Annotated in this window: 21 protein-coding genes; 12 read left to right on the forward strand and 9 right to left on the reverse strand. The window is 66.6% G+C overall.

Annotation, left to right across the window (positions count from 1 at the left end):
* Positions 1-7 precede the first annotated feature (7 nt).
* From AC3WOE_RS21710 to AC3WOE_RS21735, 6 genes are all read left to right on the forward strand, one after another.
* The gene (locus AC3WOE_RS21710; protein WP_492693442.1) at positions 8-670 is read left to right on the forward strand and encodes an OmpA family protein; all 663 of its coding nucleotides are present in this window, start codon (positions 8-10) and stop codon (positions 668-670) included.
* 29 nt (positions 671-699) lie between these two features.
* Positions 700-1,836 carry an LPD7 domain-containing protein gene (locus AC3WOE_RS21715; RefSeq protein WP_492693444.1) on the forward strand — a complete coding sequence of 379 codons (1,137 nt, stop codon included), beginning with the start codon at positions 700-702 and terminating at the stop codon, positions 1,834-1,836.
* Between the two features lie 4 nt (positions 1,837-1,840).
* Positions 1,841-3,208, forward strand: a complete 1,368-nt coding sequence (locus tag AC3WOE_RS21720) for a DUF1173 domain-containing protein (RefSeq protein WP_492693446.1) — start codon at positions 1,841-1,843, stop codon at positions 3,206-3,208.
* The gene (locus tag AC3WOE_RS21725; protein ID WP_492693447.1) at positions 3,205-3,798 is read left to right on the forward strand and encodes a hypothetical protein; all 594 of its coding nucleotides are present in this window, start codon (positions 3,205-3,207) and stop codon (positions 3,796-3,798) included. The genes AC3WOE_RS21720 and AC3WOE_RS21725 overlap by 4 nt, the downstream gene beginning before the upstream one ends.
* Complete coding sequence (locus tag AC3WOE_RS21730) at positions 3,795-4,793, forward strand: relaxase/mobilization nuclease domain-containing protein (protein ID WP_492693449.1); 999 nt, start codon at positions 3,795-3,797, stop codon at positions 4,791-4,793. Before AC3WOE_RS21725 ends, AC3WOE_RS21730 begins: the two co-directional genes overlap by 4 nt.
* A gap of 180 nt (positions 4,794-4,973) precedes the next feature.
* A complete protein-coding gene (locus AC3WOE_RS21735) occupies positions 4,974-5,198 on the forward strand; it encodes a hypothetical protein (protein ID WP_492693451.1) in 225 nt (74 codons plus the stop codon).
* A gap of 121 nt (positions 5,199-5,319) precedes the next feature.
* Here the strand turns inward: AC3WOE_RS21735 and AC3WOE_RS21740 are convergent, their stop codons facing one another.
* A complete protein-coding gene (locus tag AC3WOE_RS21740; RefSeq protein ID WP_492693453.1) occupies positions 5,320-5,640 on the reverse strand; it encodes a type II toxin-antitoxin system RelE/ParE family toxin in 321 nt (106 codons plus the stop codon).
* The gene (locus AC3WOE_RS21745; protein ID WP_492693454.1) at positions 5,637-5,945 is read right to left on the reverse strand and encodes a YlcI/YnfO family protein; all 309 of its coding nucleotides are present in this window, start codon (positions 5,943-5,945) and stop codon (positions 5,637-5,639) included. The genes AC3WOE_RS21740 and AC3WOE_RS21745 overlap by 4 nt, the downstream gene beginning before the upstream one ends.
* Positions 5,946-6,547: 602 nt before the next feature.
* On the opposite strand from AC3WOE_RS21745, the gene AC3WOE_RS21750 reads away from it, so the two are divergent.
* Together AC3WOE_RS21750 and AC3WOE_RS21755 are read left to right on the forward strand one after the other, a co-directional pair.
* Positions 6,548-6,844, forward strand: coding sequence for a helix-turn-helix domain-containing protein (locus AC3WOE_RS21750; RefSeq protein WP_492693455.1), 297 nt, complete (start codon positions 6,548-6,550; stop codon positions 6,842-6,844).
* Positions 6,841-8,163, forward strand: a complete 1,323-nt coding sequence (locus tag AC3WOE_RS21755; RefSeq protein WP_492693457.1) for a type II toxin-antitoxin system HipA family toxin — start codon at positions 6,841-6,843, stop codon at positions 8,161-8,163. The genes AC3WOE_RS21750 and AC3WOE_RS21755 overlap by 4 nt, the downstream gene beginning before the upstream one ends.
* 256 nt (positions 8,164-8,419) lie before the next feature.
* On the opposite strand, the gene AC3WOE_RS21760 is transcribed toward AC3WOE_RS21755, so the two are convergent.
* From AC3WOE_RS21760 to AC3WOE_RS21775, 4 genes are read right to left on the reverse strand one after another with little or no spacing between them, the layout of a single operon-like run.
* Entirely contained in the window at positions 8,420-11,269 is a 2,850-nt protein-coding gene (locus AC3WOE_RS21760) for a beta strand repeat-containing protein (protein WP_492693458.1), read from the reverse strand.
* 41 nt (positions 11,270-11,310) lie between these two features.
* Positions 11,311-12,495 (reverse strand): glycosyltransferase, encoded by a 1,185-nt coding sequence (locus AC3WOE_RS21765; protein WP_492693460.1) that lies wholly within the window; start codon positions 12,493-12,495, stop codon positions 11,311-11,313.
* Positions 12,492-13,613 carry a PEP-CTERM sorting domain-containing protein gene (locus tag AC3WOE_RS21770; RefSeq protein ID WP_492693461.1) on the reverse strand — a complete coding sequence of 374 codons (1,122 nt, stop codon included), beginning with the start codon at positions 13,611-13,613 and terminating at the stop codon, positions 12,492-12,494. Before AC3WOE_RS21770 ends, AC3WOE_RS21765 begins: the two co-directional genes overlap by 4 nt.
* 15 nt (positions 13,614-13,628) lie before the next feature.
* The gene (locus tag AC3WOE_RS21775; RefSeq protein ID WP_492693462.1) at positions 13,629-14,342 is read right to left on the reverse strand and encodes a PEP-CTERM sorting domain-containing protein; all 714 of its coding nucleotides are present in this window, start codon (positions 14,340-14,342) and stop codon (positions 13,629-13,631) included.
* Between the two features lie 146 nt (positions 14,343-14,488).
* On the opposite strand from AC3WOE_RS21775, the gene AC3WOE_RS21780 reads away from it, so the two are divergent.
* From AC3WOE_RS21780 to AC3WOE_RS21790, 3 genes are all read left to right on the forward strand, one after another.
* Positions 14,489-15,163 (forward strand): response regulator, encoded by a 675-nt coding sequence (locus AC3WOE_RS21780; RefSeq protein ID WP_492693463.1) that lies wholly within the window; start codon positions 14,489-14,491, stop codon positions 15,161-15,163.
* A complete protein-coding gene (locus AC3WOE_RS21785) occupies positions 15,156-16,397 on the forward strand; it encodes a sensor histidine kinase (protein ID WP_492693465.1) in 1,242 nt (413 codons plus the stop codon). The genes AC3WOE_RS21780 and AC3WOE_RS21785 overlap by 8 nt, the downstream gene beginning before the upstream one ends.
* A 218-nt stretch (positions 16,398-16,615) precedes the next feature.
* On the forward strand, positions 16,616-17,416 hold the full coding sequence (locus AC3WOE_RS21790; RefSeq protein WP_492693467.1) for a hypothetical protein: 801 nt from the start codon (positions 16,616-16,618) through the stop codon (positions 17,414-17,416).
* Between the two features lie 445 nt (positions 17,417-17,861).
* On the opposite strand, the gene AC3WOE_RS21795 is transcribed toward AC3WOE_RS21790, so the two are convergent.
* Together AC3WOE_RS21795 and AC3WOE_RS21800 are read right to left on the reverse strand one after the other, a co-directional pair.
* A complete protein-coding gene (locus tag AC3WOE_RS21795; protein WP_492693468.1) occupies positions 17,862-18,410 on the reverse strand; it encodes an Lcl C-terminal domain-containing protein in 549 nt (182 codons plus the stop codon).
* Positions 18,410-20,242: a hypothetical protein gene (locus AC3WOE_RS21800; RefSeq protein WP_492693470.1), complete on the reverse strand. Its 1,833-nt coding sequence runs from the start codon at positions 20,240-20,242 to the stop codon at positions 18,410-18,412. Before AC3WOE_RS21800 ends, AC3WOE_RS21795 begins: the two co-directional genes overlap by 1 nt.
* Before the next feature lie 362 nt (positions 20,243-20,604).
* On the opposite strand from AC3WOE_RS21800, the gene AC3WOE_RS21805 reads away from it, so the two are divergent.
* On the forward strand, positions 20,605-21,201 hold the full coding sequence (locus AC3WOE_RS21805) for an ATP-binding protein (RefSeq protein ID WP_492693471.1): 597 nt from the start codon (positions 20,605-20,607) through the stop codon (positions 21,199-21,201).
* A 404-nt stretch (positions 21,202-21,605) separates the two neighbouring features.
* Here AC3WOE_RS21805 and AC3WOE_RS21810 read toward each other — a convergent pair whose 3' ends face one another.
* Entirely contained in the window at positions 21,606-22,319 is a 714-nt protein-coding gene (locus AC3WOE_RS21810; protein ID WP_492693473.1) for a hypothetical protein, read from the reverse strand.
* Positions 22,320-22,511 lie beyond the last annotated feature (192 nt).

The following is a 22,511-nucleotide window of genomic DNA, read 5'->3' on the forward strand; positions in this document are numbered from 1 at the left end:
GGTTGCCATGCGAACAGGCGTCCCGATCATCTCTTGCGTCCGCTTCCTGCCCTGGCTGCTCACGCTGGCCGCCTGCGGCACGCCGCCCGGGCTCCCCACCGTGGACGAGTCGCGCAGGCGGCCGATCAACGCGCGGGCGGACGTCGAACTCCAAGTCTGCGCGAATGAGTTGCGCAACACACGGCTGGTACAGACGCAGGCAGAGCGTCGGGCACAGGCCGTTGCGGCAACGCTGGCGGGCATAGAGGCGCAGCAGCGCATGTTGACGGCCTTGCAGCCGGAGCTGGCTCCGCCAGACCTGGCCAACCGGGTGTTCACGGTGCACTTCGGATTCGGGGACACGACGGTTGCAGTGCCACATGAGGTCGCCGATGTCCTCGTGGCGGCCGCGAAGTCGGCACCGCTGATCGTGCTGCGCGGGCGCACCGACGGCACCAACGACACCCCCGCCGAGAGCCGCGTGGCACAGGCGCGCGCGATGGCGGTACGCGACTACCTGGTGGCTGCCGGCGTGGATCCGACACGCATCCGCGCCACCCACCAGGCCGTGGGCGACCTCGTGGCCGAGAACGCCAGCAGTGCGGGCCGGCAACTGAACCGGCGCGTGGAGATCGAGCTGTACGGCGTGCTGCCGGTGCCATTCGATCCGGCTGCCGTCACCCGGCGCTGAGGCGCTCATCAACTTTTCGGAGTTCCGTCATGGATGAAGACCTGTTTTCCTCTCCCTCCCGCCCATCGCGGCCTGGAGGCGCGGTTGAGCCGGTGGGTCGGACCGTGAAGGCCGGCCCGCCTGCACAAGGTGCTGCCGAGCGCTACGAGCTGCGCGACCGGACGGCCGACGTGATCCACCGGGCCGATTCCTTCTCGGAGATGGCGGCCAAGGCCGAGGCGCTCGGAATCACGCTGTTCGTGGCGGTGGCCGCAGACGGCAAGCGCACATCGATCCAGAAGGTGGACGGCGAGTGGCACCGCGGGCCGCAGCGTCCGGCATCGACGGCCACCCCGGTGGAGCCGGGTCGACCGGTGGCGCCTGTGGACCCGGTCGGCGCCGCATCGGGTCGCCAGCAGGTGCCCGAAGGTGGTGGCGTTCAGCCGCCACCGCCCATCCCGACGCTGTCGGCATCGATCGATCCGGTCGACGCCAGCGCAGAGCCGCGCCAGGAGGCCAAGGCTGAACGCGCCCTGCTCACTGCGCGGCTCGAAGCCGCCCTGGCCGAGCGATACATCATTCGGCCCGCGCCGGTGACTGTCGGAGATCTCTCGATCGGGCGCACTGAGTATCTCTTTCGGGGTGACCGCTCGCGCGTGGCTTTCACCGAGTCGAACCTGCGTCTGGCCACGGACATCAACAGCCCGTCGGTGGCGCGCTCGATGGTGGACGTGGCACAGGCGCGAGGCTGGCGGGCCTTGCGCGTGTCCGGGCATGAGGACTTCAAGCGCCTGATCTGGCTGGAGGCGTCCGTGCGTGGGATCAAGGCCCTGGGGTATGAACCCAGCTCGCCGGACCTGGAACTGCTGCAGCGGGAACGCGAGGCACGTCTGGTCAACCGCATCGAGCCCGCGGCGGCTGAGGAGAAGGCATCCGCGCGCAGTGGCGGCGGTCGCAACACAGTCCTGGCCGCCGTGGAGGCGCTGCTGCTTGCCCAAAACGTGCCCGAGCGCCAACGCGTCGCCGTGATGGCGGCCGCGGCCGAGCGTCTTGCGGAACTCAAGAGCCAGGGCGTGGTGCCCCGGGTCAGGATCTACGACGTGGCGGCGCCGTCACACGCGGCGACGATGTCGGCGCCTGAAACGCAGCGCACCCTCGATCGGTCGCCGCCGGCGCCGCTGAGGTGAGGCCATGTACGCGTCCAGCCCTGCCGTCACGGCGGCCTGCGCGGTCTATGAGGTCGGCGGGCAGTCCTACGCCGTGGACTCGCGCGAGTTCGCGGATGTCGTGGCCGAAGCCCAGGCTTGCCACCGCCGGCTGCGCTGCATGTGCCAGGCAGCCGGCGTCGAGATGTATGTGGCGCGCCTTGCACCGGCGCAGGGCGGCTACATCGTCAAGCGCATGCCCGACACGGGCTGGCGTCACGCGACGCACTGCCCGTCATATTCGCCACCCGCTGCGGCCTCCGGCCTCGGGCAGTTGCTTGGCAGCGCGATCCTCGAGGATCCGGCCACCGGGGTGACCACGCTGAAGCTGGGGTTCGCGCTGAGCCGGATGCCGGGTCGTGCTGTGGTGGCGGCGTCTGCTGGTTCGGGCAGCAGCGTTCGCTCGGACGGCGCCAGCCTTTCGTTGCGGGGCCTGCTGCACTACTTGTGGGACCAGGCGGAACTGGCGCGCTGGCACCCGGCCTTCGCGGGCAAGAGGAGCTGGGGGACGGTGCGCAGCCACTTGCTTCGGGCGGCCAGCCAGTTGATCGCAAGACGGGAGTCGCTGCGGTCGCGCCTGTACATCCCCGAGCCCTTCTCGGTCGACCAGCGCGAAGCGCTCAACGCCCGACGGCTTGCGGCGTGGTCCTGCGCCGTCGCCGAGCCCGCAGGATCGGTGGCGCTGATGCTGCTCATCGCCGAGGTCAAGGAGATCGTGCCGGCACGCCACGGCTTCAAGGCCGTCGTCAAACACTTGCCGGACCAGGCCTTCTTGATCGACGAATCGCTGTACCGGCGGCTGGTGCGCTGCTTCGAGGCTGAGCTCGCGCTGTGGGCGACCGGCGAGGACGTCCACATGATCGTGATCGCGACCTTCGGCGTGAGCGGCGGCGTTCCCGCGGTCCAGGAACTCTGCCTGATGCCGGTGACGCGGCAGTGGCTGCCGGTGGACGACGGTTTTGGCAAGCGGCTGGTGGACAAGCTGGTCGCCGAGGGCCGGGCATTTGCGCGAAGCCTGGCCTACGAATTGCCAGCGCGAGCCCCGCTCGCGTTCGCCGTGCTGTCTGACTGCGGCGATCAGCCCGCGACGCTCAGCATCGTGCGCGGCGATCAATCGCAGCCGCACGCCGATGCGCCGGATCCCGACACGGGCGCTGCGGGCTGGTTCTGGCAGGCGCATCTGCAACCGCTGCCTGCGCTGCCGGCGCGTGCGCAGGCCGATGCCCCAAGTGAGGTTCACGGCACCGGGGTGGCTGGTGGCGTCGCACAGGCGCCCAACCTGCGCGCCCGCGCGGACCTCGGCCGCACCGCCCCATCACCGACTGACCGTTCTCGCGAAAGGACCACGCCATGAGCAAGACCCTGCTGAGCGCCGATCCGCGGGTCGGGACCGCCGACCGTGACCAGGTCCACGTCAATCTGCTGGGCCTGGGGTCACCGCTGCGTGAGCACGCGGCACGGTACCGGGTCAGCGTCGCATGCGCAGTCCGGATCGCCATCTCGCGCATGCTCGAAGACGAGGCCGGCGAGCGTGATTCGGATGCAGACCGATCGCCGGCGCTGGAGGTCGACACTGACCAAGACAGCAAGACACGGGTGCTGCTTCGGGTCTCACCGGCCCGGGCCGAGGCCTTGGTGACGCGCGCGCGTGCGTGCGGCGTTTCTCGAAGCCACTATGTGGAGATGCTGATGGACGGTGGCCAGCCGGCTGCGTTGCCGGCAGAACATGCGGCCATGATCAACGCGCTGATGACGTCGACCGATCTCCTCGCCGCGCTCAGCCTCGACCTGCGGGTCTTCATGCGCCTGCTTGGCAGCGTGCCCGCGCCGGAGCTGGATCCCTACCGCACCAGGCTGCGATCGCTGATCGACGATGTCCGGGGCCACCTGAGGCTCGCGGCCACTCTGCTTGCCGAGCTGGAGTCCACGAGGAGATGGCGATGACGACAGCGACATCGATCGACGGCGTCCTGGTGCAGTGGGGCGAACGCCTGTTCTATCCGGGCAACCGCATCGTGAGGGCCGCTCCGACGCCGCGCCTGGACACTTTGACGCGAAGAAAGGCTGCTGTCATCCGCGAACGTATCGAGGCGCTGGTGGTCCGGCACGCGCCCGAGGTGATGGTCAAGGTCGCCGGTGGAGGACGCGGCATGCGGGCCATCGCTGCGCAGTTCAACTACATCACCCGCCATGCCAGCCTGGAACTCGAGGACGATCGCGGCGTGCGCAGCATCGGCAAGGAATCCCTGCGCGACCTGGCCGAGCAGTGGCGCTACGGCGGCGCATTGATCGAGGAGGTCTCCAAGCGGCGCGAAGCGCTCAATGTCACCCTGTCGATGCCGCGCGGCACCGACCCGGATCTGGTGCTCAAGGCTGCGCGCGCATTTGCTCGGGCGGAGCTGGCAGGTAGCCGCTACGTCCTCGTGCTGCACAGGGATCAGGCCCACCCGCATGTGCATCTCATCGTGCGCGCCCAGGCCAGGTCCGGGGAGCGCATCAACGTCTGGACCCAGCGGCAACGCTGGCGCGAATCGTTCGCTGCCCAGCTGCGGCATCTGGGCGTGGATGCGGAGGCCACATCGCAGCCTTGTCGCGGAGCAAACCGCAAGGCGGAGCCGTCGTGGCGCCGCCAGGCCAGAGAAATGGGGGTCCAGCCAAGCGTCGGTGCAGCCAAGAAGTCGGGAGACCGCTACTACACGAACCGGGCGGGCGTGATGCATGCGTGGTCCCACATCATGGCCGCGCTGTTGAAGTCCCCCGATGCCGGCGAGCGCCAGCTCGCCGAACGGATCGCCGCCTTCCTCCGAGACACGCCCTTTGTCGTCGAGGTCATGGGCCCCAGGGCCGCTCAGCGGGAGCCCGACATGCGGGCGCGTACCGACAGGTCACGAGAGGTCATGGCACACAGAGAGCGAACCAGGCCGGACATGGAGCGATGAAGGGATCAGTGGCCGGAGTTGCAGACCTGGAATCCTGCCCTCGTTATCCTGTTGGCAATGCGCTCCCGGCAGTCGTGAGCCACAGCTCCGACAGCCCTCGCCGTGGCACCCGCCTCCCGTCGCCAGGGTTCGGCCAGGAGCGGGCAACAGCGAAGGTCGGCCTTCGAGTAGCCTGAGATCATGAACGAGGCTATTGCAGGACTGCTCATCATCATTGCCGCCGGCATCTTGATAGCCACGGTGCGACGCGGGTCCCGAAAGCCAAGGCCGAACATCGAGCGGTCCAAAGATTCGGGTATCGACGATGTTGACTTCGATGACGTGCTGCCGAATGCGAGTTCGGGCTCTGAACATGACATCGGCGTCGCCGATGGAAATGATGCTCACACGAGCCACCATGAATAGCTGCTCGCTCCAGCAGACGACGACGCTTGTCGGCCTAAAGCCATCGGTCACGGAGGGCAGCTTTGGGAAGGTCTGACTTGCGCGAGTGAGTTGCCCGTTGAGAGGCGTCGGCCTAAGTTCGTCAGCGATAGTCGTGTTCGTGCTGGTCCCTCGCGGCGAGCAAGACGACATCAACGTTACGGATCACGAACAGGACGACGCACCCGCCATGACCGAAGGGGATGATCAGCTCACGGAATTCCCGTTGTTCTTCGGATCGACGACAGCTGTGTGGTGCGAAAGATAGGACCCCCATCGCGCGCTCCACCGCATCGCGGAACCTGAAGAGGCAGGTGTCATCCGGCGTGTTGCTTGCCAACTCGCGCTGGATGATGTGCTCCTCCAGGCGCTCGATGTCCTCTTGGAACGAGACAGTCGGAACAACTCTATGCCGCTCGCTCAACCCGCAGCCCGCTTGTTCTTGGAAGCCACCGCCTCACGGATGCGCTGCTGTGCTGCCTGAGCACGCCGCTCCATACCAGCTAAGAACTCATCAGTGGTCAACAAGCCGACGCCCTTATCGGCGTTGCGCAATGCCTTCTTCGCCCGGGAGACAGCGGCGCTCTGCTCGGTACGGAATTCGGCCTCGCGGCAAACAGCGTTCTCGATGAACTGCGTCAATGACTCGCCTTCTCGTAGTACGGCCTCTAGGCTGGCCTTGGTCTCGGGCGCAATACGGATGGGTGGCAAAGTGGCAGATCGACTCATTGATCGAATGTATACCAATTGCTATACGAAGGCAAGTCGAAGACGTCGACTTGAGGCAATTTCGACTGCGGGCGCGGTTGCCTGGATCGGACCCCATCCGCAAGTTATCACCCCAGCGAGGAATCTTTAGTCTGGCTGTGCATGAGGGAGCCGTCATAGACCGTCGCCTAGAAGAAGACCTGAACGGCCGCTCTTCGGGTGACCTCAGCTTCCTTGACTCAGCGGCGCACCAGGTTCGCATTGATGCCGTTGGCCATGCCCACCGCGGCCGACGAAACGCCGGGCTTGCCGCAGGCCGCCACGATGTGCGCCTTGAACTCGGCGCTGTGAATTCTCCGACGACGTCGGCCCTGAAAGCGACTTCTCAGAGGCCATCCGAGTGCGCCACCTGGAAAATGCCGTATTTGCTATCAATTTAGACCCTTCCTCACCTTTTCTCATAGTAGGACTACGAAATAGTGCATAGCAAATACGGCACAAACTCAGGAGGGCAGTGCTTGCTGGAAAATGCTGTATTTGCTATTATTTGAACGAGAGAAATGTGACCCATCCTCTACGGGGAACGCCTTTCGGTCATCTAGACGGCATGACAAATACGGCATATGGACAATCTTCAGACGTTAGGACAAGCTGTGGCTCAGCTCAGGTATGAGCGCGGGTTGACTCAGAAGCAACTGGGCGAGCTCTGTGGTCTTGGCCAGTCGACACTCGCGCGTTTTGAGACCGGGGGGGTTGCGGAGTTCGGCTCTGGCAAGCTCCTTCGGCTTCTGGAGGCGCTGGGATACGAGCTGGCGTTCATGCCTAAAAGCGCAACCTTCACGCTCGACGACGCGTTGGAGGAGCGACAGCGGCGTGAGGCGGGAGATACCAAGGTGCTGAGGTGGAACAGAGACCATTGAAGCTGCACGTTTACGTTCATGACAAGCCGGTCGCTACGCTGGAGTCGCCAGACGGCTTCCGGCACGTGATGACTTATCACCCGGACGTTCCTCCTGAGCTCTTTGTCTCTTTGCTCATGCCGGTACGGACAGAGTCCTATGGGTACCCGGAGCTTCATCCGCTGTTCCGGATGAACCTACCGGAAGGCTTCCTGCTCTCGATCCTCGAGGAGCGACTGGGTCCGCACGTAGGCGCGTCCCCTTTGAACCTGCTATCCGTGGTTGGTCGCAATGCGATTGGGCGGGTCAAAGTTGCCACGCCGGGTTCCGACCCGACTCAACCCCCTGTGGCTTTTGACTTGAACGGCATCTTGCGGGGGGACAACTCCGAAGAGGCCTTCGTTGAACTGGTCCGTAGATACGCCACCTCGGGCGTCTCCGGCGTTGTCCCAAAGTTTCTCTCGCCCAATACCTTGGGGGAATTTGGGAAGGGAACACTGGCAACCGACCGGTACATCATCAAAGGAACGACTGCACGACTGCCAGGTGTTGCTCTCAATGAGCATCTATGCATGGAGGTGTCACGCCAGGCTGGATTCCCCACAGCCGCGACCGAAGTCTCTGAGGACGGTCAAGCCCTGGTGGTCCATCGCTTCGACTTCGAGGAGGACGGAAAGACACGCAGGGGCATGGAAGACCTATGCAGCTTGCTCACACTACGTCCCGAACAGAAGTACGAGTCGACATGGGAACGAGTCGTTTCCCGTATCAAGGACGTCACCCCAGACGCCGGGCAACAAGGCGCCGCGCTCTCTAACCTTGCAGACCTGCTGCTGCTGACCTACGCACTACGCAACGCTGACTGCCACACAAAAAACATTGCGCTGCTGTACAGCTCCCGTGAGCAGATTCAACTGGCTCCCGTCTACGACATGCTGACCATCACCGTATACGACGATTACGCCGCCAATCCACCAGGAATGTCCGTTGGCGGGCGCAGCACTTGGCTGCCGGGAAAAATGCTGGAGCGATTCCTGCAGACAAGATGCAACGTGTTGCCAGCTCAGACGTATAAGCGTGTCGAGCGCATCTGTGAGGCCATCGTTCAGGTCACGCCCCAAGTCGTTGAGGCTACAAAGCGCTACCCCTCGTTCCACGAAACCGGAAAGCGGATGCTGCACGCGTGGAACGACGGGATGAACAGCCTGCGCCTTCAAAAGACCTGGAGTCTTCCCTGCTTGGACGAGCCAATTGCGGAGGCCAAGTTTTCTGATCCGCTCCCCAGGAAGCGCAGGAAGGTTGAGAAGGTCGGGCGCTCCCCGTTGCTAGGTCAACGCTAGTCGAGTGGCCGGCCCGACTGATGACGACACGCGAGAAGATGGCCAACGTTCCGATATTTGTCGATCGAATCAACGGCGAGCTTCTGTGCGTTGCGTATTCCAGCGATATTGAGCAGTTTGTCCAGCGGGCCGGGCAGCGTGTACGCTGCGTCCGCCCGGCGGGGGCACGGTACCCGAGGCTCGAAAAGGGCATGCAATTTGCCACCCACATCTTCGCCTTGATCAGCTCGCGGCGAGAAGCTTGCAGACCACCAGCTTATTCAGCATAGCCATCGCTGCTGCGCCTGGCCCTGAAGCCCGCCAGCGCCGCGAGGCCAACCAGCCATAGCAGCACCGTCGCCGGCTCGGGCACTGCCGACACGTTCAGCTGCAGGCCGCTGCTGGTGAACGCCAGCGTCGTGCCGGCCGGCGCGCCGTCGACGACCCAGTGCACGCCGGCGGCGAAGTTGCAGCCGCTGCCACAGTCCAGAAAGCCCAGCGTCTGGGGCCGGCTGGTCGCGACGCCGCTGCCGATCTCGAAGCGCACCGTCGCGCCGTCGAGGAAGCTGACGCTGGCGGCGCTGACGCGGTCCCAGGCCAGACTGCCGTCGGCCAGGCGCTGCACCTGCAGCTCCAGCTCGCCGTTGGCGCCCACGGCCAGCGCGCCGTTGATCGTGAAATGGCCCGGGCTGTGGCCGGGCCGGAAGCTGGCGATGCCGGCACCACCGCCGACGAAGACATCACCGTTGATGAGGCCGTTGCCGTTCAGCACGCCGCCGCTCAGCGTCAGTGTGACACCGGCACTGGTATCGACGCTGCCGTCCACGGTCAGGGTGCCGGCCTGGCTGTCGAGCCGATCCACGGCCATCGACGCGCCGGTGCCGACGATGAGCGTGCCGGTGTTCGTCAGCTGGCCGCCGCCCGACCAGCTCGCTGCCGTGAGTAACTCCAGCCGGCCCGCGTTGGCGACGACGGCAGAGTGGTCCGCCTCGATCCGCCCCGCGACGGAGATGCGGGCCGCTGCCTCGTTGGTCAGCGCACGCGACCCAGCGAAGGACAGGCGCCCCTCCACGTTCAGCTCGGCGCCGTTCACGTTGAGCACCTGGCCCGCCTCCAACACGCCGGCGGCCCGCGGATTGGCGCCGCCGCCCATCACGAGGACGACGCCCGTGTTGCGCAGCTGGTTGACCGCCACCACCCCACCGGCGCCGACCAGCAACCGGCCCGCGTTGTCGATCCCCCCCTGGCCCTGCACATTGCCCTGCAGGACGACATAGGCGCCGGCCTGATTGGACAGGCTGCCGTCCAGGCGGATGCTGCCCTGCAACGCCAGCGGGCCGCCACCGTAGGTGTTGGAGAACGTGCCGCCGGCGTCGATCGCCAGGCTGGTGCCGTTCGTCAACGTCATCACGCCGTTGTTGAGGAAGCTCGCGCCGCTGCCGATCGTCAGGCTGGCACCCAGCGCACTCATGTCGAAGACACCGCCCTGGTTGACGAAGCTGGCGCTCCGGCTCAGCGCGACGGAGCCGCTGTTGATGAACTGCCCGGCACTGGTGAACACCGCGTTGCCGCTCAGCGCGAGGCTGCCCAGATGATTCCATTGCTGGTCAAGCTGGATGGCGCCCTCGCCGACGACGGCCGCGCCGGGGTCCACCGAGACCTGGCTCACGACCAGCGAGGCGCCGGCATCGTTGACGACGCGGGCACCGGCGTAGACCTGCAGAGCGCCGGCATTGATGCTGCCGCCCGCCAGGTTGTGCAGTTGGCCGCCCGCATTGAGCTGCAGCTGGTTGGCCCCGCCGTCGGTACTGCTCGCCGTGAGCGTTCCCGCATTGGCCAGGCTGCCGTTCAGCACGAGCACGCTGGCGCTGTTCACGGTCAGCGTGCCGGCATTGCTGCCCGAGACGCCGGCAGCAAGCGTCAGGCTCGCATTGGTCAGGAACAGCTGGCCGCCGGCCGCGTTGACGAAGCTGTTGTTCACCGTCAGCGCGCTGCCGATGTCCAGCGAGGCCTGGCCGCTGTTGGCGAAGCCGGCCAGCCCGGCCACGCCGTTCAGCGACAGCTCGAAGCTGCCCCGGTTGTCCAGCAGGCCTGCGCCATTGACGAGGTTGGCCGTCATCGAACCTGTGTTCGTGAGCAGCCCGTCCAACTGCAACCGGTCGGCATCCAGCAACCCCGCGTTGCTCAGGCTGCCCTGCACATTGATGAGGCCGTTGTTGCCAAGAAAGTCCGTGCCGTAGCGCAGCGCGCCCGCGTTGGCCAGGCTGGCGCCGGCGTCGACGCGCAGCTCGCCCACCACGCTCAGCGTCCCGCGGTTGCTGAGCACGCCATCGCCGACGCGCAGCAGACCGCCGGCCATCACGGTCGCGTTGCTGGCGTCGAAGATGCTGACGCTGCCCTGCAGCAGGTTCTGGCCCTGGAAGCTGTGCTGCCCGTTCAGCACCACCTCGCCGCCCTGCCCCTGCAGCAGTGCGTCGCTGTGCAGGTCGACGCCGTAGAGCACGAGCTGACCCTGCTCGGCGCGCACCGTGCCGAAGTTGTACAGGTTGCCGCTGAGGCCGGCCTGGCCGTCGCCGGTCTTGAGCAGCAGCGCGCCGGCCTGGTTGCTGAAGCGCATGCTCTGCGGGTCGGTGCCAAAGGTTTGCGTCGAGTTCGCGTAACTGCTGCCCGAGAGTTCCCAGATCCCGCCACTCAGGTTGCTGAACTCCACGGCGCGGCCCACCTGCAGCAATGTGTTGGCGTCTTGGGTCCAGCGGCCGTCATTCGTGACCATCAAGCTTCCCGGCCCGGCATCAGCCCAACCCTGGAAGGTGACCTGGCCGCTGTCAGTCATGTGGGTATCGCCGGTGAATCTCAGCACAGCGAACGGCGTGCCGGTGCTGCCCAGCGTGACAACGCCGTTGACGAAATGGTTACCGCTCAACGTCAGGTCGGTGTCGTGCGGGATCAGCAGCGTGCCGTTCAGCAGCTGCAGATCGCCGGCATGGACGCCGTCGGCGAAGCTCAGCGTGCGGCCGCCGTCGATGACGAGGGCGTTCAGGCGCTGGGTCGGTAGCGCTAGGCCGAGTGCGGCCATCGCGGCCAGGGCGATGCGACGGGGGCGGTGCAGAGAGGGCAGCTTGGGCATGGCGGTTCTCGGAAAGTTCGGTCTTCGTGAGCGGAGTGGTCTCAGGCGGCCAGCTCGCCCAGCCGGGCGGCAATGGCAGCGAGGTTGTCGCGCGAGGGCGTGAGCCGGGCGTGCAGCGCGTCGACGCGGGCTTGCAGCGCGCCGTCCTGCGCGGCCTCACGCAGCGTGCGACGGAACTGCGCGGGGTCGGCCGACAGCAGCGCGTGGCCCAGGCCGGCCGCCTTCAGGCGCAGCGCGGCGACGGTCTGTTCGGCGTGCAGCGGCAGCGTGACGAGGCGGCGCCCCTGCTCCAGCGCCCAGCCCATGGTGCCGGCACCGGCATGGCAGACGACGAGGTCGGCTGCGGCCGTCACGCCGGCCATGTCCAGCCAGTCGGCCGTGAGATGCAGCGTGGGCGCGGCCAGGCTGCGGCGCGCGGCCTCGGGCAGGCCGGTGACGTGCACGAGGCTGGGCCAGCGCAGCCGCACCAGCTCGGCCAGCAGCTCGGCCAGGCGGGGGTAGTCGGCCGACAGGTAGGCGAACACGCGCGGCCCCTCGCCGGCCGGCCACTCGGCCGCACGCCCGCCACCATCGCCGGTGGCATAGAAGCCCCAGTAGCGCGCCGGGCCGCGGTCGGGGTAGTGGTCCAGCTCGGGCGTGGTGGTCAGGAACTGTTCGTCGAGCTCGAAGAGATCCGCCACGCGAGCGATCGGCGCCACGCCGCGCTGCCGCAGAGCCGCGTTGATGCAGTCCAGCACGCGCGCCTCGATGGCCACCGGGCGGGCGGGCGCCACGCGGTCCCAGCTGCGGAAAACCGGGCAGGGCGCGGCGGGCGGCGGACAGAAGAAGCCCGCGCCGATGCAGCAGCGCTTCAGGCCCGGGCGGCCACGGCTCGCGAGCAGCAGCGTGGGCGCGTGATCGGCCACGATGACGTTGGGGCGTGCGGCGTCCAGGATGGCATCCCAGGCGCGCAGCCTTGAGAGCAGTGCGTCCTGGTCGTGGAAGCCGGCCTCGAACAGGATCTCGGCGTAGCTGGCGGGGTTGGGCAGCAGGCCGGGCGACTCGGGAACGGGCGCCTGAAAGAGCTGCACTGCCGGACCGAAACGGGTCTGAGCCGATGCCAGCCGGCGCAGCGCCAGCGTGACCCGCCCGAAACGCCCATCCAGCGCCCCGAGCAGGCAGCGGGCAAGCTCGAGATGGCTGGCTCCGCCGCCCAGCTCCCAGCCGTAGAACAGGCCCTGTGTCATGCGCCAGCGCGCCGCCGCGCCAGCCAGACGATCACGCCCAGGCCGGCGGCCAGCAGGGCAGCGGGGGTGGGCTCGGGCACGGTCGTGACCACGCCGCTTAGGCTGGCCGAGCCGGAGGCGAAGCTCACGCTCAGGCCCTGGGGCAGCACGATGCCCGTGATGCGGGCCGTGTGCGAGAAATCCTCGTTGGCCGCAATGCCGCCGCCCTGGCCCGACGTGGTTGCATAGACGATGAGGTCGCCGTACAGCGTATAGGTCTCGCCCGGCATGACCAAAGCTGTGCCGCTCAGTTGTCGCTGCAACTTTCCCGACAGGCTGCCGGCAGCCGCGACCGAGCTCAGCACACTCTGCCGGTTGCCCGCTTGGTCGACCAGGGCGAGCCCGAAGATGTACTCGCCGAAGTTGTCGGCGCTGCCATCGATCTGAGCGCTGAAGGTTACGGAGCGCGCGGCACCGGCCGGCACGCCGGCATTGGCGTTGAAGGTGACCCGGTCATTCCAGTAGGCCTGGCCCGAGCCGAAGGCCTGCGTCTGCACCGTGCCTGTGTGGCCCGGGTTGAGCGCGTTGGCGGCGTCCAGCGTGTAGCTGCCGATGACCTGGCCAGTCATGCTGATCGAGGCCTTGTTGACACCGTAGTCGGCCTCGCCATAGCCGTTGATGCGCAGGCTGGGGTCCAGTGTGCCGATCTGTCCGTGCAGGAAGGTGCTGCTGGCCTGGCCCGGCGTGTAATAGCCCCAGTTGGCCGCAGTGACACCGTTCCTTTGGCCGGTCTCGACCGTGTAGTTGGCCTGGAAGGCCGGGCCCAGGCCGCCGTAGTCCGGCCAGCCGACCAACTGGCTGTGCAGCCCGGCGTCGTTGTACAGCCAGGTCGCCGAGCCGTACTCGGCCATGCCGACGTGCACTGTCGAGAAGGCAGTGCTGGTGGGCGACTCAAGGGAGGTCGTGCTGCCGTCGTCCCATTGAATGGTGGCCTGCGTCAGCCCGCCGGTGCGGGCTTCCAGGCAACTGCCGAGGGCCAGCGCGTTGCAGCGGACGCCAGCTTCGGCCTCGCCGTGGGGCAGGACGGCAGCCAGGGCGGCCGCGCAGGCCGACAGGCGAGAGAGTGCAGGCAGGTTCATGGCGAACTCCTGGTTTCAGCGTGTGTGGCGGCGGCGGTGCAGCAGGCCGATGGCGGCCAGGCCCAGGCTCAACAGGGCCAGCGACGCCGGCTCGGGCACGGCGCTCGTGAACACGGTCAGCTGCATCGTGCTGGCAATCAGCGCGACGCTGTCGTGGAAGCCGGCGCTGGGGTCCTGGATGGCGTCGACATGGCCACCGAAGGCGATGCGGTCGAAGGTGAAGGCCGGCTGGGCGGTGTGGCTGACGGCGCCGAAACTCAGGTCGCCACCCGAGCCGCCAAAGATGAGCAAGCCCGGCAGCGTGACCGGCTGGTTGCCGTTGAACAGCTCGAGGCGGGCATGGTGCTGTCCCGGCAGGCTGACCCAGATATCTTGGCCCTGGGAGGGGTCGGCCGGCACGTCGGCCAGGTGCAGCGTCATGAAGACGCCCGCGGCGCTGGGCCCGATGGTCAGCGGCGCGGCGAGCTGCAGCACACCCCCCAAGTTGTCGCCGACCGACAGCGTGAAGGCCGTCGACTCGGTCGATCCGGTCTGCACGTCGGCGAGGTCCAACCGGTCCACCGTGCAAGGGTTGCAGACCAGGCTGCCCGAGCGACCGCCATAGGTCGTGTTGCCGTCGTGCCAGCGGGTAGCCGGGTCGGTCGTGAGGTCGAAGCCAACGTCCGCCGGCGCGGCCGACGCCACGAGACTCGCCAGGAGGGCGGCAGCCGCAATGAGATGCTTGATCATGATTTCGCCTCGCTCGATTCGTCATCGGGAGTTGTGGGGGCTGTGAATCACTGTGCCCGCGCCTGGTTCGCGCGTCGACGACTCGCTGTACCGGCTTGACGGGATGGCCCCCAGGTTCCGGGGGCAGTGCCACCTACACTTCGACGATGGCCCGTTCCGTGCTCATCGTCGAAGACGATCCGCGTTTCCGCGCGCTGATTGCCTCGGCCGTACATGCGGCCCCGGATCTGCATCTGGCTGGCGTCGCTCATGATTTGCCGGAAGGTCTTCGGCTGCTCGAACAGACCCAACCTAACGTCTTGCTGGTGGACATCGGCCTGCCCAGCGGCAGCGGCATCGAGTTGATTCAGCGCGCTGCACAACAGCAACCGGAATGCGCGTCGATCGTCGTCACGGTCTTTGCGGATGAAGAGCCCGTGCTCAAGTGCATCAAGGCGGGAGCCACGGGCTATCTGCTGAAGGATGCGCGCGATGTGGACATCGTTCGCCAGATCCGGCTGCTCAACGATGGCGGCAGCCCGATCAGCCCGTCGATCGCGCGTCGCTTGCTCAAGCACGTGGCCGCAAGTGAGGCGCTACCCGATGGCGGCGGTCCGCCGGAGGTTCGGGTGACCGAGGCGCGTGTGTCCTTGTCCGACAAGGAGCACGTCGTGCTGACGCTCAGCGCCAAGGGCTACAACTACGAGGAAATCGCGAGGCTGCTGAACCTGTCGCGGCATACGGTGGAGACCCATGTCAAGCGCATCTACCGAAAATTGCAGGTGCATTCCAAGACCGAGGCCGTCTACGAGGCTCGCAAGATGGGGCTGGTGAGTGACTGAGGCGGCCGTCCAGCCCAACCTGGACGGCCGCAGCCGCGAAGACACCGTGCGCCTCTACCTGGCGCGCTGGCGAGGGTCGCTTGCTGCGGTGACCTTGTTCACCCTGGCCGCCGCGGTGGCGGGCCATGACTACGTGTCTACGCGCATGGCCGTTGCATGGTGCGCGCTGTCGTGCCTTAACTACCTGGGTCAGGCCTTCGTGAGCTGGCGCATGGAGCAGTCGTCATCGCTGCCTGCGGGCATCCAGCGCTGGATGCCCTGGCTGTTGACGTCCATAGGCATCGGTGGGCTGCTTTGGGGCACTGTGCCCTGGCTGCTGTCTTCGGCCGACTTGCCCCTGCAGTTGATTGCCAGCCTGTTCAACCTCATGCTCTTTTTTGCGGTGGTCAATGCACCGTCCACCCGCGCGATGATCATCGTCGCGACCTCCATCGCACCGCCCACCATCCTCGCCCTGGCCATGCGAGGAGGCATTCCGGAGGTCGCCCTGGGAAGCGTTGTTGCGTACGGTCTGGTTCTGGCATACGCGCTGCGCGTCCAGGCGGCTGTCCAGACGACGCAGAAGGAACGCCACGTGGCCAAGGATCTGGCCGCCGAACTGCGCCGCCAGCAACAGCGGCTGATCGAAGTCGAGAACGAGCGCACCCTGCTGCTGGAGCGAGAGCGCCTGATGCACGACATGCACGACGGGCTGGGCTCGACACTGGCGTCATGGCTGGCTGCTGCCGAGCGCGGGCTGGTTCGGCCGGCAGAAGTGGCCGAGGTGCTGCGTGACTGCATGGACGACCTGCGCGCAGTGATCGACTCGCTGGAGCCGGTCGAGCATGACCTGGTGGCACTGCTGGCCATGCTGCGCTTTCGCCTCGGTCGCCGCCTGGATGCGGCCGGCATTGAGCTTGATTGGTCGATGGGCGATCTGCCGCCACTGGACTGGCTTGGCCCGTCCGAGGCCCTGCAGGTCATGCGCGTGGTGCAGGAAACGTTGGCTAACGCGGTCAAGCACTCGCGCGCCACGCGAGTCCGTGTCCAGGCTGACTACCTCAATGACATCGTGCGAATCCGCGTTGCCGACAACGGCTGCGGATTCGACGCTGAAGTTCCGCACGAGGGACGAGGTCTGCGCCTGTTGCACCAACGTGCGAAACAGTTGGGCGGCAGCGTCGACATCGAATCTCACCTTGGCACGGGCACCAGCGTCACTTTGCTTCTGCCCATGAAACGCCCGCTCGATTGACTGCCTTGCGGACCAAAGTTCAGCCAAGGCCGGGGGAGCTTCAGCGGCCTGATCGCCACTTGCCGTCATGACTCAGCGATGGGCTGGGCACTTCACCCATCTGGAGGGGTTGTACCGTGAAGCCGGTATAGCGGCACCTGGACCGCGCGTGCGGCGCGCCTGCCATTGCGCCAAGGCCATGCTTGGTTGGCCGGTACGTTGCTGTCTGGGGAGGATTCATGAAGTTCACGGTCAAGCGAAGCTCGACACTTTTCTTCTCTCGCATCGGCCTGTCGCTGATGCTGGTTGCGGCGTCTGCAGCACGGGCCGACGGCATCGGCGCCAACCCATTCTTCGATGTCTATGGCGTGGGCGTCGACGCATGGACCGTCTCGACGCGCAGTTCCACCTCGTTGAGCGAAGGCAGCGGTTTCATCGATCTGGTCCTGACCCCCACGCCGATCCTGCGGGACTTGATCGACGCGAACGGCGGCCAGTGGCTGATCCCTGATCTCATGCTCGTCGCGAAAGGGCCGCAGACGGGCCTCAGCCATGATGGGCGGATCGCCACCGAAACGCTGGACGACGCCGCAGTAGCCATCACTGCCCTCGCCTCGTATGCGAAGCCACGCGACGCCCAGCTTGCCACTTCCTACGGCCAGAACAACCTGCACGCGACGATCAGTCTCAACGGCGTCTACTACACAGGCAAGAACATTGGCGGCATCCTGGCAGACAGTGAAGTCGCCAACGCACTGCAACGCCGGGTCCAGTTCATCTCTCCTTCCGGCGTCGTCGAATACTTCCTACGCGGCAGCATCGTGGCACCGAATTACCTGGTGCCTTCGTCCGACCCCGCTTGCGCTTCGGTGCTATGCATGCCCGCCGAGCCTGCGACGGCAACGCTGGAGTCGGTCGATCTCCGGTTCGCAGTCACGACGACATTCGCTCCGGTTCCTGAACCGGCCATGGCGTTGCTGATGCTGGCCGGGCTAGTGCCCCTGTGCGCGGCCGTTCGCGTGAGGCGCACGCGTGGGTGACGCTGTGCGGTGGGCCAGCCTCAGGATGCAGGTCCACAGAGGCGAGGCCACGAACCTAGGAACACGCCACATGGACCTGCCGCTGGTGAGCAGGTGTCTCATCGCGCAGTGAACTTCCAGGCCATCTACTCCATTGGCAATCTGCCCGGCATTCGCGGCTTCTCGCGATCAGGGCGGCATGCTCGTCAGGATGTCGCTGGGCGGCCCACTGACAGTGCTTTATGGGCACACAGAATATGCAGCGGACCGAAGTGTCCTGTCGGGCAGCCCGCCAGCAACAGGAAGGAGTCGCTCCGCCGGTTCTCACTCAGCTGTAGGTGCATTCGAGGACAGACGCGTGTACGAGGCCCGCAAGCTCGGCCTGATGCATGAGTGAGGCGCCGGCAAGACCGTGAGCAGGATGCAGAAGCCGCCGTTGGCCCGGGCCTCGATGCGACCAACGCGTTCAGAAGCCGGGTAGCGGGCCGAAGCCCGCCCCGCCGCGCACGCAGAGCACCGCCACGCCACGGCCGAAGTTGGTGCCGCGGTACGCGCTCCACACGTTCTGCGGGTTGGCGTTGGCACGCAGCATCCAGAAGTGGGTGGCGTCGGTCTCGTCGAGCGTCGTGGTGATGTAGTTGTAGCTGCCGTCGACCTCGAATGGCGCCGGTGGCACGCTCGACACGCCGTTGGAGTTGTCCATCAGCGTCTGAAGTTCGGTGATCGCCGGCACGCGCCATCCGTAGTGCCCGCCCGCGTTGCTCTCTCGGCATATGGCGATGGCGGCGTTGAACGACGAGGCCACGATGCCCTGCCGCTGCCAGGTCAGGCCGGTGTTGCGGTCCAGCACGGCCTGGCTGGCGAAGTTCGACAGCAGCACGAAGCGCGTGGCGTCGGGCAGCGTCTGGTCCCACGAGGGTGTTGCGTAATATGCGCCGGTGCTCTGCGCTCGGGCCGGGGAGACACCGCCAACGAGGCTCGCAGTGATGGTCAGGGCAATGGCGACGTAATTCATCAGGCAATCCTCGGATCAGAAATTTCTGGGCCCTTGCGACGGGGCGATGTCGGGGCCGTGGTGGGCTGTGGGCCGCGATGCCGCGCACGCCCGCGGCGGGCGTGCATGGCACACACGGCCACCACCGTGAGCCAAATGGTGGGCGGTGCGGGCAGGGGCCTCGAATCGGGGTTGGTGACGCTGCCGCCGTTCACCGAGACGTCCTGGTCGCTGAAGTTGAGGAACACTGCCTCGGCGTTTATCGCCGCGTAGCCTGCCGCGATGTCCTCAAACAGGAAGGTCGCGATCACACCATCGACCAGGCCGCCCCCGGGGCCGACCCCTAGCATGGCGTCGGCGACGCCGCTCACACCGCCCGGCAGCTCGAAACCGGTGAGGCCGAGCAGGCCGAAGCCGGTGTCGGCAACCGTTTCGAATGCGGTGCCAGCGTCGCCGAAGCCCAGCAGGCGCAGCCGGCTGCTGTCGTACCAGAGGTCGAACTGGAAGGCTTGCAGGTCGGAGGCGCCGACCACGGAGACGTCGATGGTGAAGGTGCTGCCGACATCGACCACTGCCGAACCGACCTGCAGGACCGGAGTCGCCTCGGCGGGTGCGGCCATGAATGCCGCCCAGGCCAGCGCCAGCGAGGCCGCGCTGCGCAAGTTCTTCGCGCGGGCCGGACCCGGCCTGCGACGTGGCAGGCGGAGCGTTCGGGCCGGCATCCGGCCGCCGGCCATGCGTTGGCGCCGGCGGAGGATGCCGGCCAGCGGCAAGAGGCCCGCGGCGAACAACACCGCCATCGGCGGCTCCGGCACGGCCGAGATGGCCTGCGCGTAGTTCGCGCCGCTGCCGGAAATCACCGTGTACGTCAGCGGGTCCGGCGCGAGGGCAGCACGCAGGCCGCCCGTGCGCGCCGGCGTCGCCAGCGTCACCGAGTCGATGCCGCCCCACTGCATGCTGAACGAGGCATTCGATTGTGCGAAGCGAGGGAAAGGGTAGTTCGGATCAGTGGGCGGCAGCGCAGGTGCGCTGGCGCCAGCCTGCGCCTGGACGTCGACGTAGGCGTCGATGCCGAAGACCTGGCCGAAGGTGAACGGCACGAGGATGTCGATGCGTGTGCGCCCGACCTGCCCGCCTTCGTAGGATGTCAGCGCCAGGCCGCTGCTCGGGTCGAACGACTCGTAGCGCGTGTCCATGATGTTGGAGCTGAATCGCGCCACTTCGTATTGCGTGCCCTGGGCCCAACCGCCGGGGCCTTCACCGCCGCTCACGTAGGTCCAGTCGTAGTGCCGCAGGTGCAGTTCCGTAGACCCGTCGGCGCCTTCGCCGCCGGCCATGCCTACGTCAGGCCCGCCCAGCGTCCGGGTCACGCTGGATTGGACCCAGATGCTAGCGTGCACCATGCCGGCCTTGCCGGCCAGGCCAGGCGAGTCGATGGTAAGGAGGTCCGAGAAGGCGAGGTTCGAATACGTGGTGCCCGACGCGGAGGCATGCACCGCGCTCGAGCCGGGTGGCGGCAGCGACGAAGCTGAGGCGCCCGCGCTGCCCATGAGCGAGCCCACTCTCCCCAGCGCCGCGCCTGTGCCCGACGTGATGCCAGAGACTGGATCCATCGCCGCCACGTGCCGGTCTGCCAGGTCGGTCGACACGGCACTGTCGAGATACAGGCGGGCGTGGTCCTCGTAGTCGTTTGGCGGTGCAGTGTGGCCTGCCGCCTGGACCGATACCCGGGACTCGGCAAGGATCTGGGGGCTTAACAGCACCGGCAGCGGACTGTACGCATGCGCTGCCGAGCATTCGAGGAGCGTCCAACTGGTGGCCAGCAGGCTCAGGGCAAGATGGGATCGAGTCATCACGAATGCCCCTGGGCCTGGGCGCCCCTCACCTGGCGGTCGGTACCTGCGGCGTCGATGCTGATGGCGAGACGGTGGTTGGACAGAGGCATGGCTGAAGCGTTAATAGACGTGTCTGAGCACAATGCCCGCGCGTGCACAGCACGTCCAGCGCCCGCCGTACCGGCTTCACGGGATATCCCCCTAGCTGCAGCGGCACCCCCGAGCCCGAGGGCTGTACTGCGAAGGCGGTATGGCGCGCACCCGAACTCGCGGCGCCGGTCGCGGGCGGCGCCGAAAGCTGCGGCGAGCAAAACGCCCCCCCGGGCCGGCGATCAGCAGGGAGAGAGCGCCCATCTCCCGCCGACGCCAGCGCCGCGTGCATGCCGTTCGCGCTGAGGCATCGCAGCGGCACGACCGCAAGCTCAAGCGCCTATTCAAGGCCGCAGCACGGCCGGATGCAGCGGCGCTGGAGGACCTCGATTCGCGCTCGCAACGCGGCACGGATCGGGCGCAGATCGCCAGTCTGGGCGAGCCGCGATTGGATTCGTCGGCAGCAGAATCTCATCATCCATGGCGCCACCGGCGTGGGCAAGACCTGGATTGCTTGCGCGCCGGCCGGCCAGGCGTGCCGCCTTGACATCCCGGTGCTGTTCTACCGCGCCAGCGAGCTGTGCAGCACTATCAGGGACCGTGCTCACGAAGGGGCGCTGCCCAAGCTCAAGCTGGCGCTGGCCAAACCCAGCCTGCTGCTGCTCGACGACTTGGGTCTTGGCGAGATCGACACGCTGGCGGGCAGTTCCTTCTGGAACTGGTGGACCGGCGCCAGCGCACCGGGTCTCTGCTCATCCCGAGCCAGTACCCGACTGAGAAGTAGCAGGGCTTCTTCCCGGACCCGACCGTTGCCGACGCGGTGCTCGACCGCATCGTGTACACGGCGCACCGGATCAGTCTCAAGGGCGAGTCGATGCGCTAGGTGATGGCGAAGAAGACGTTCCAAGCTGTCTAGGAGCGCCAGCACGCTTCACAGGAGCATCAGCGCCCTGCGCAGCACGCTGGAGCAGGTGCGCAGGTCACTGGATTCGACGCACTCGGCGCTGAACTGGGTGGCCAAGTCGCCGGACTAGCGCCCTCGCACGACATCCTCGGACAAGGTGCTCAGCATGCGCCGGATTCGGTGCTCAAGAGACGCTGGACCGGGTGCTCAGGTCGCGCCGGAATATGCATGTGTTGGCCCAGTTGGATCGGCCGGCCCCGCAGGTGTGCATTGGTTTGCGGAATATGAGGCTTCGATCCCGCCCGCTCGGCTTCAGATGACGCCCGAGCAACCTCATTGGGAGTCCTAGCCGCAAATTGACAAACCTTGCGCCCTCGCGACGCGGACCTACAGCCCCAGCTTGTCGGTAACACCGCCTACTGTGCGCGCCGCGCTGGTGATGCCACCGCGCGTGCGCGTCGATCCCATGATGGCCTTCTGGATGGCGAACTCCAGCTCCTCTTCGCTGACATCGTCTCTTCCCGGGAACTCGCTCTGGATGGCCCTCATCAAGATCTCGTCAGGATCGCTGTGCCCTTCCCTCAGGCCGCTCGACAGCACCGATCCGAGTGGCGAAAGATGCGCCCGGGTTTCATCCTGCCTGTCATTGCGAAGCTCGTGGGCCTGATGGAAGGTGTCCAGGGCCTGCTCCACATTGGCGGAGGCGTTCTCTGTCGCGCCGTGAATGCCCCCCTCGCGCAGATGTTCGGCTGTTTGATCTGCCGGCTTGATATAGCGGCGGTAACGCTGATACAGATCGTGCACGACCGCGCCCGTCACGGTGATCCCCGCAGCGAGCAATGCAGCGCCGAGGAAGCCGAACATCTGCACGGGCGCTCCATTTTGGACACCCGCAAACTTGCCCTGGAGCAGTTGCTCTCCCGACGCACCCTGCTCCGCATGAGCCGATGCCGCATCACCGAACAGATGTTGGATCTGCTGCCGTTGGGCCACCATGCGCGGGCTGTCGTGGAGGCCGCTCGGCGCTGCCAAGGATCGGGCGGCGGGCTCAATTTGCGACCGGTCGCCAACCGGCCGAGCGCTTTCTCTGCTGCGAACCATGGTGGCCCCTTGCTCGTGTGGAGGTTGAATGCCCCGAAAGCCCACTCTAGTTCCGCTGGCAGAAGGCCGGCATCCGCCTTTGGCTGACTTCGGGCTTCAAAAAAGCTGAGAGCTCTTGCCTCATCCGCTCGTGGCGCCAGGCCAGGCTGGGCCGACAGGAAGCGGCTGGCACATCGATGCGAGCGCCTGGAA

This window comes from Roseateles sp. FW305-36 (assembly GCF_058787015.1).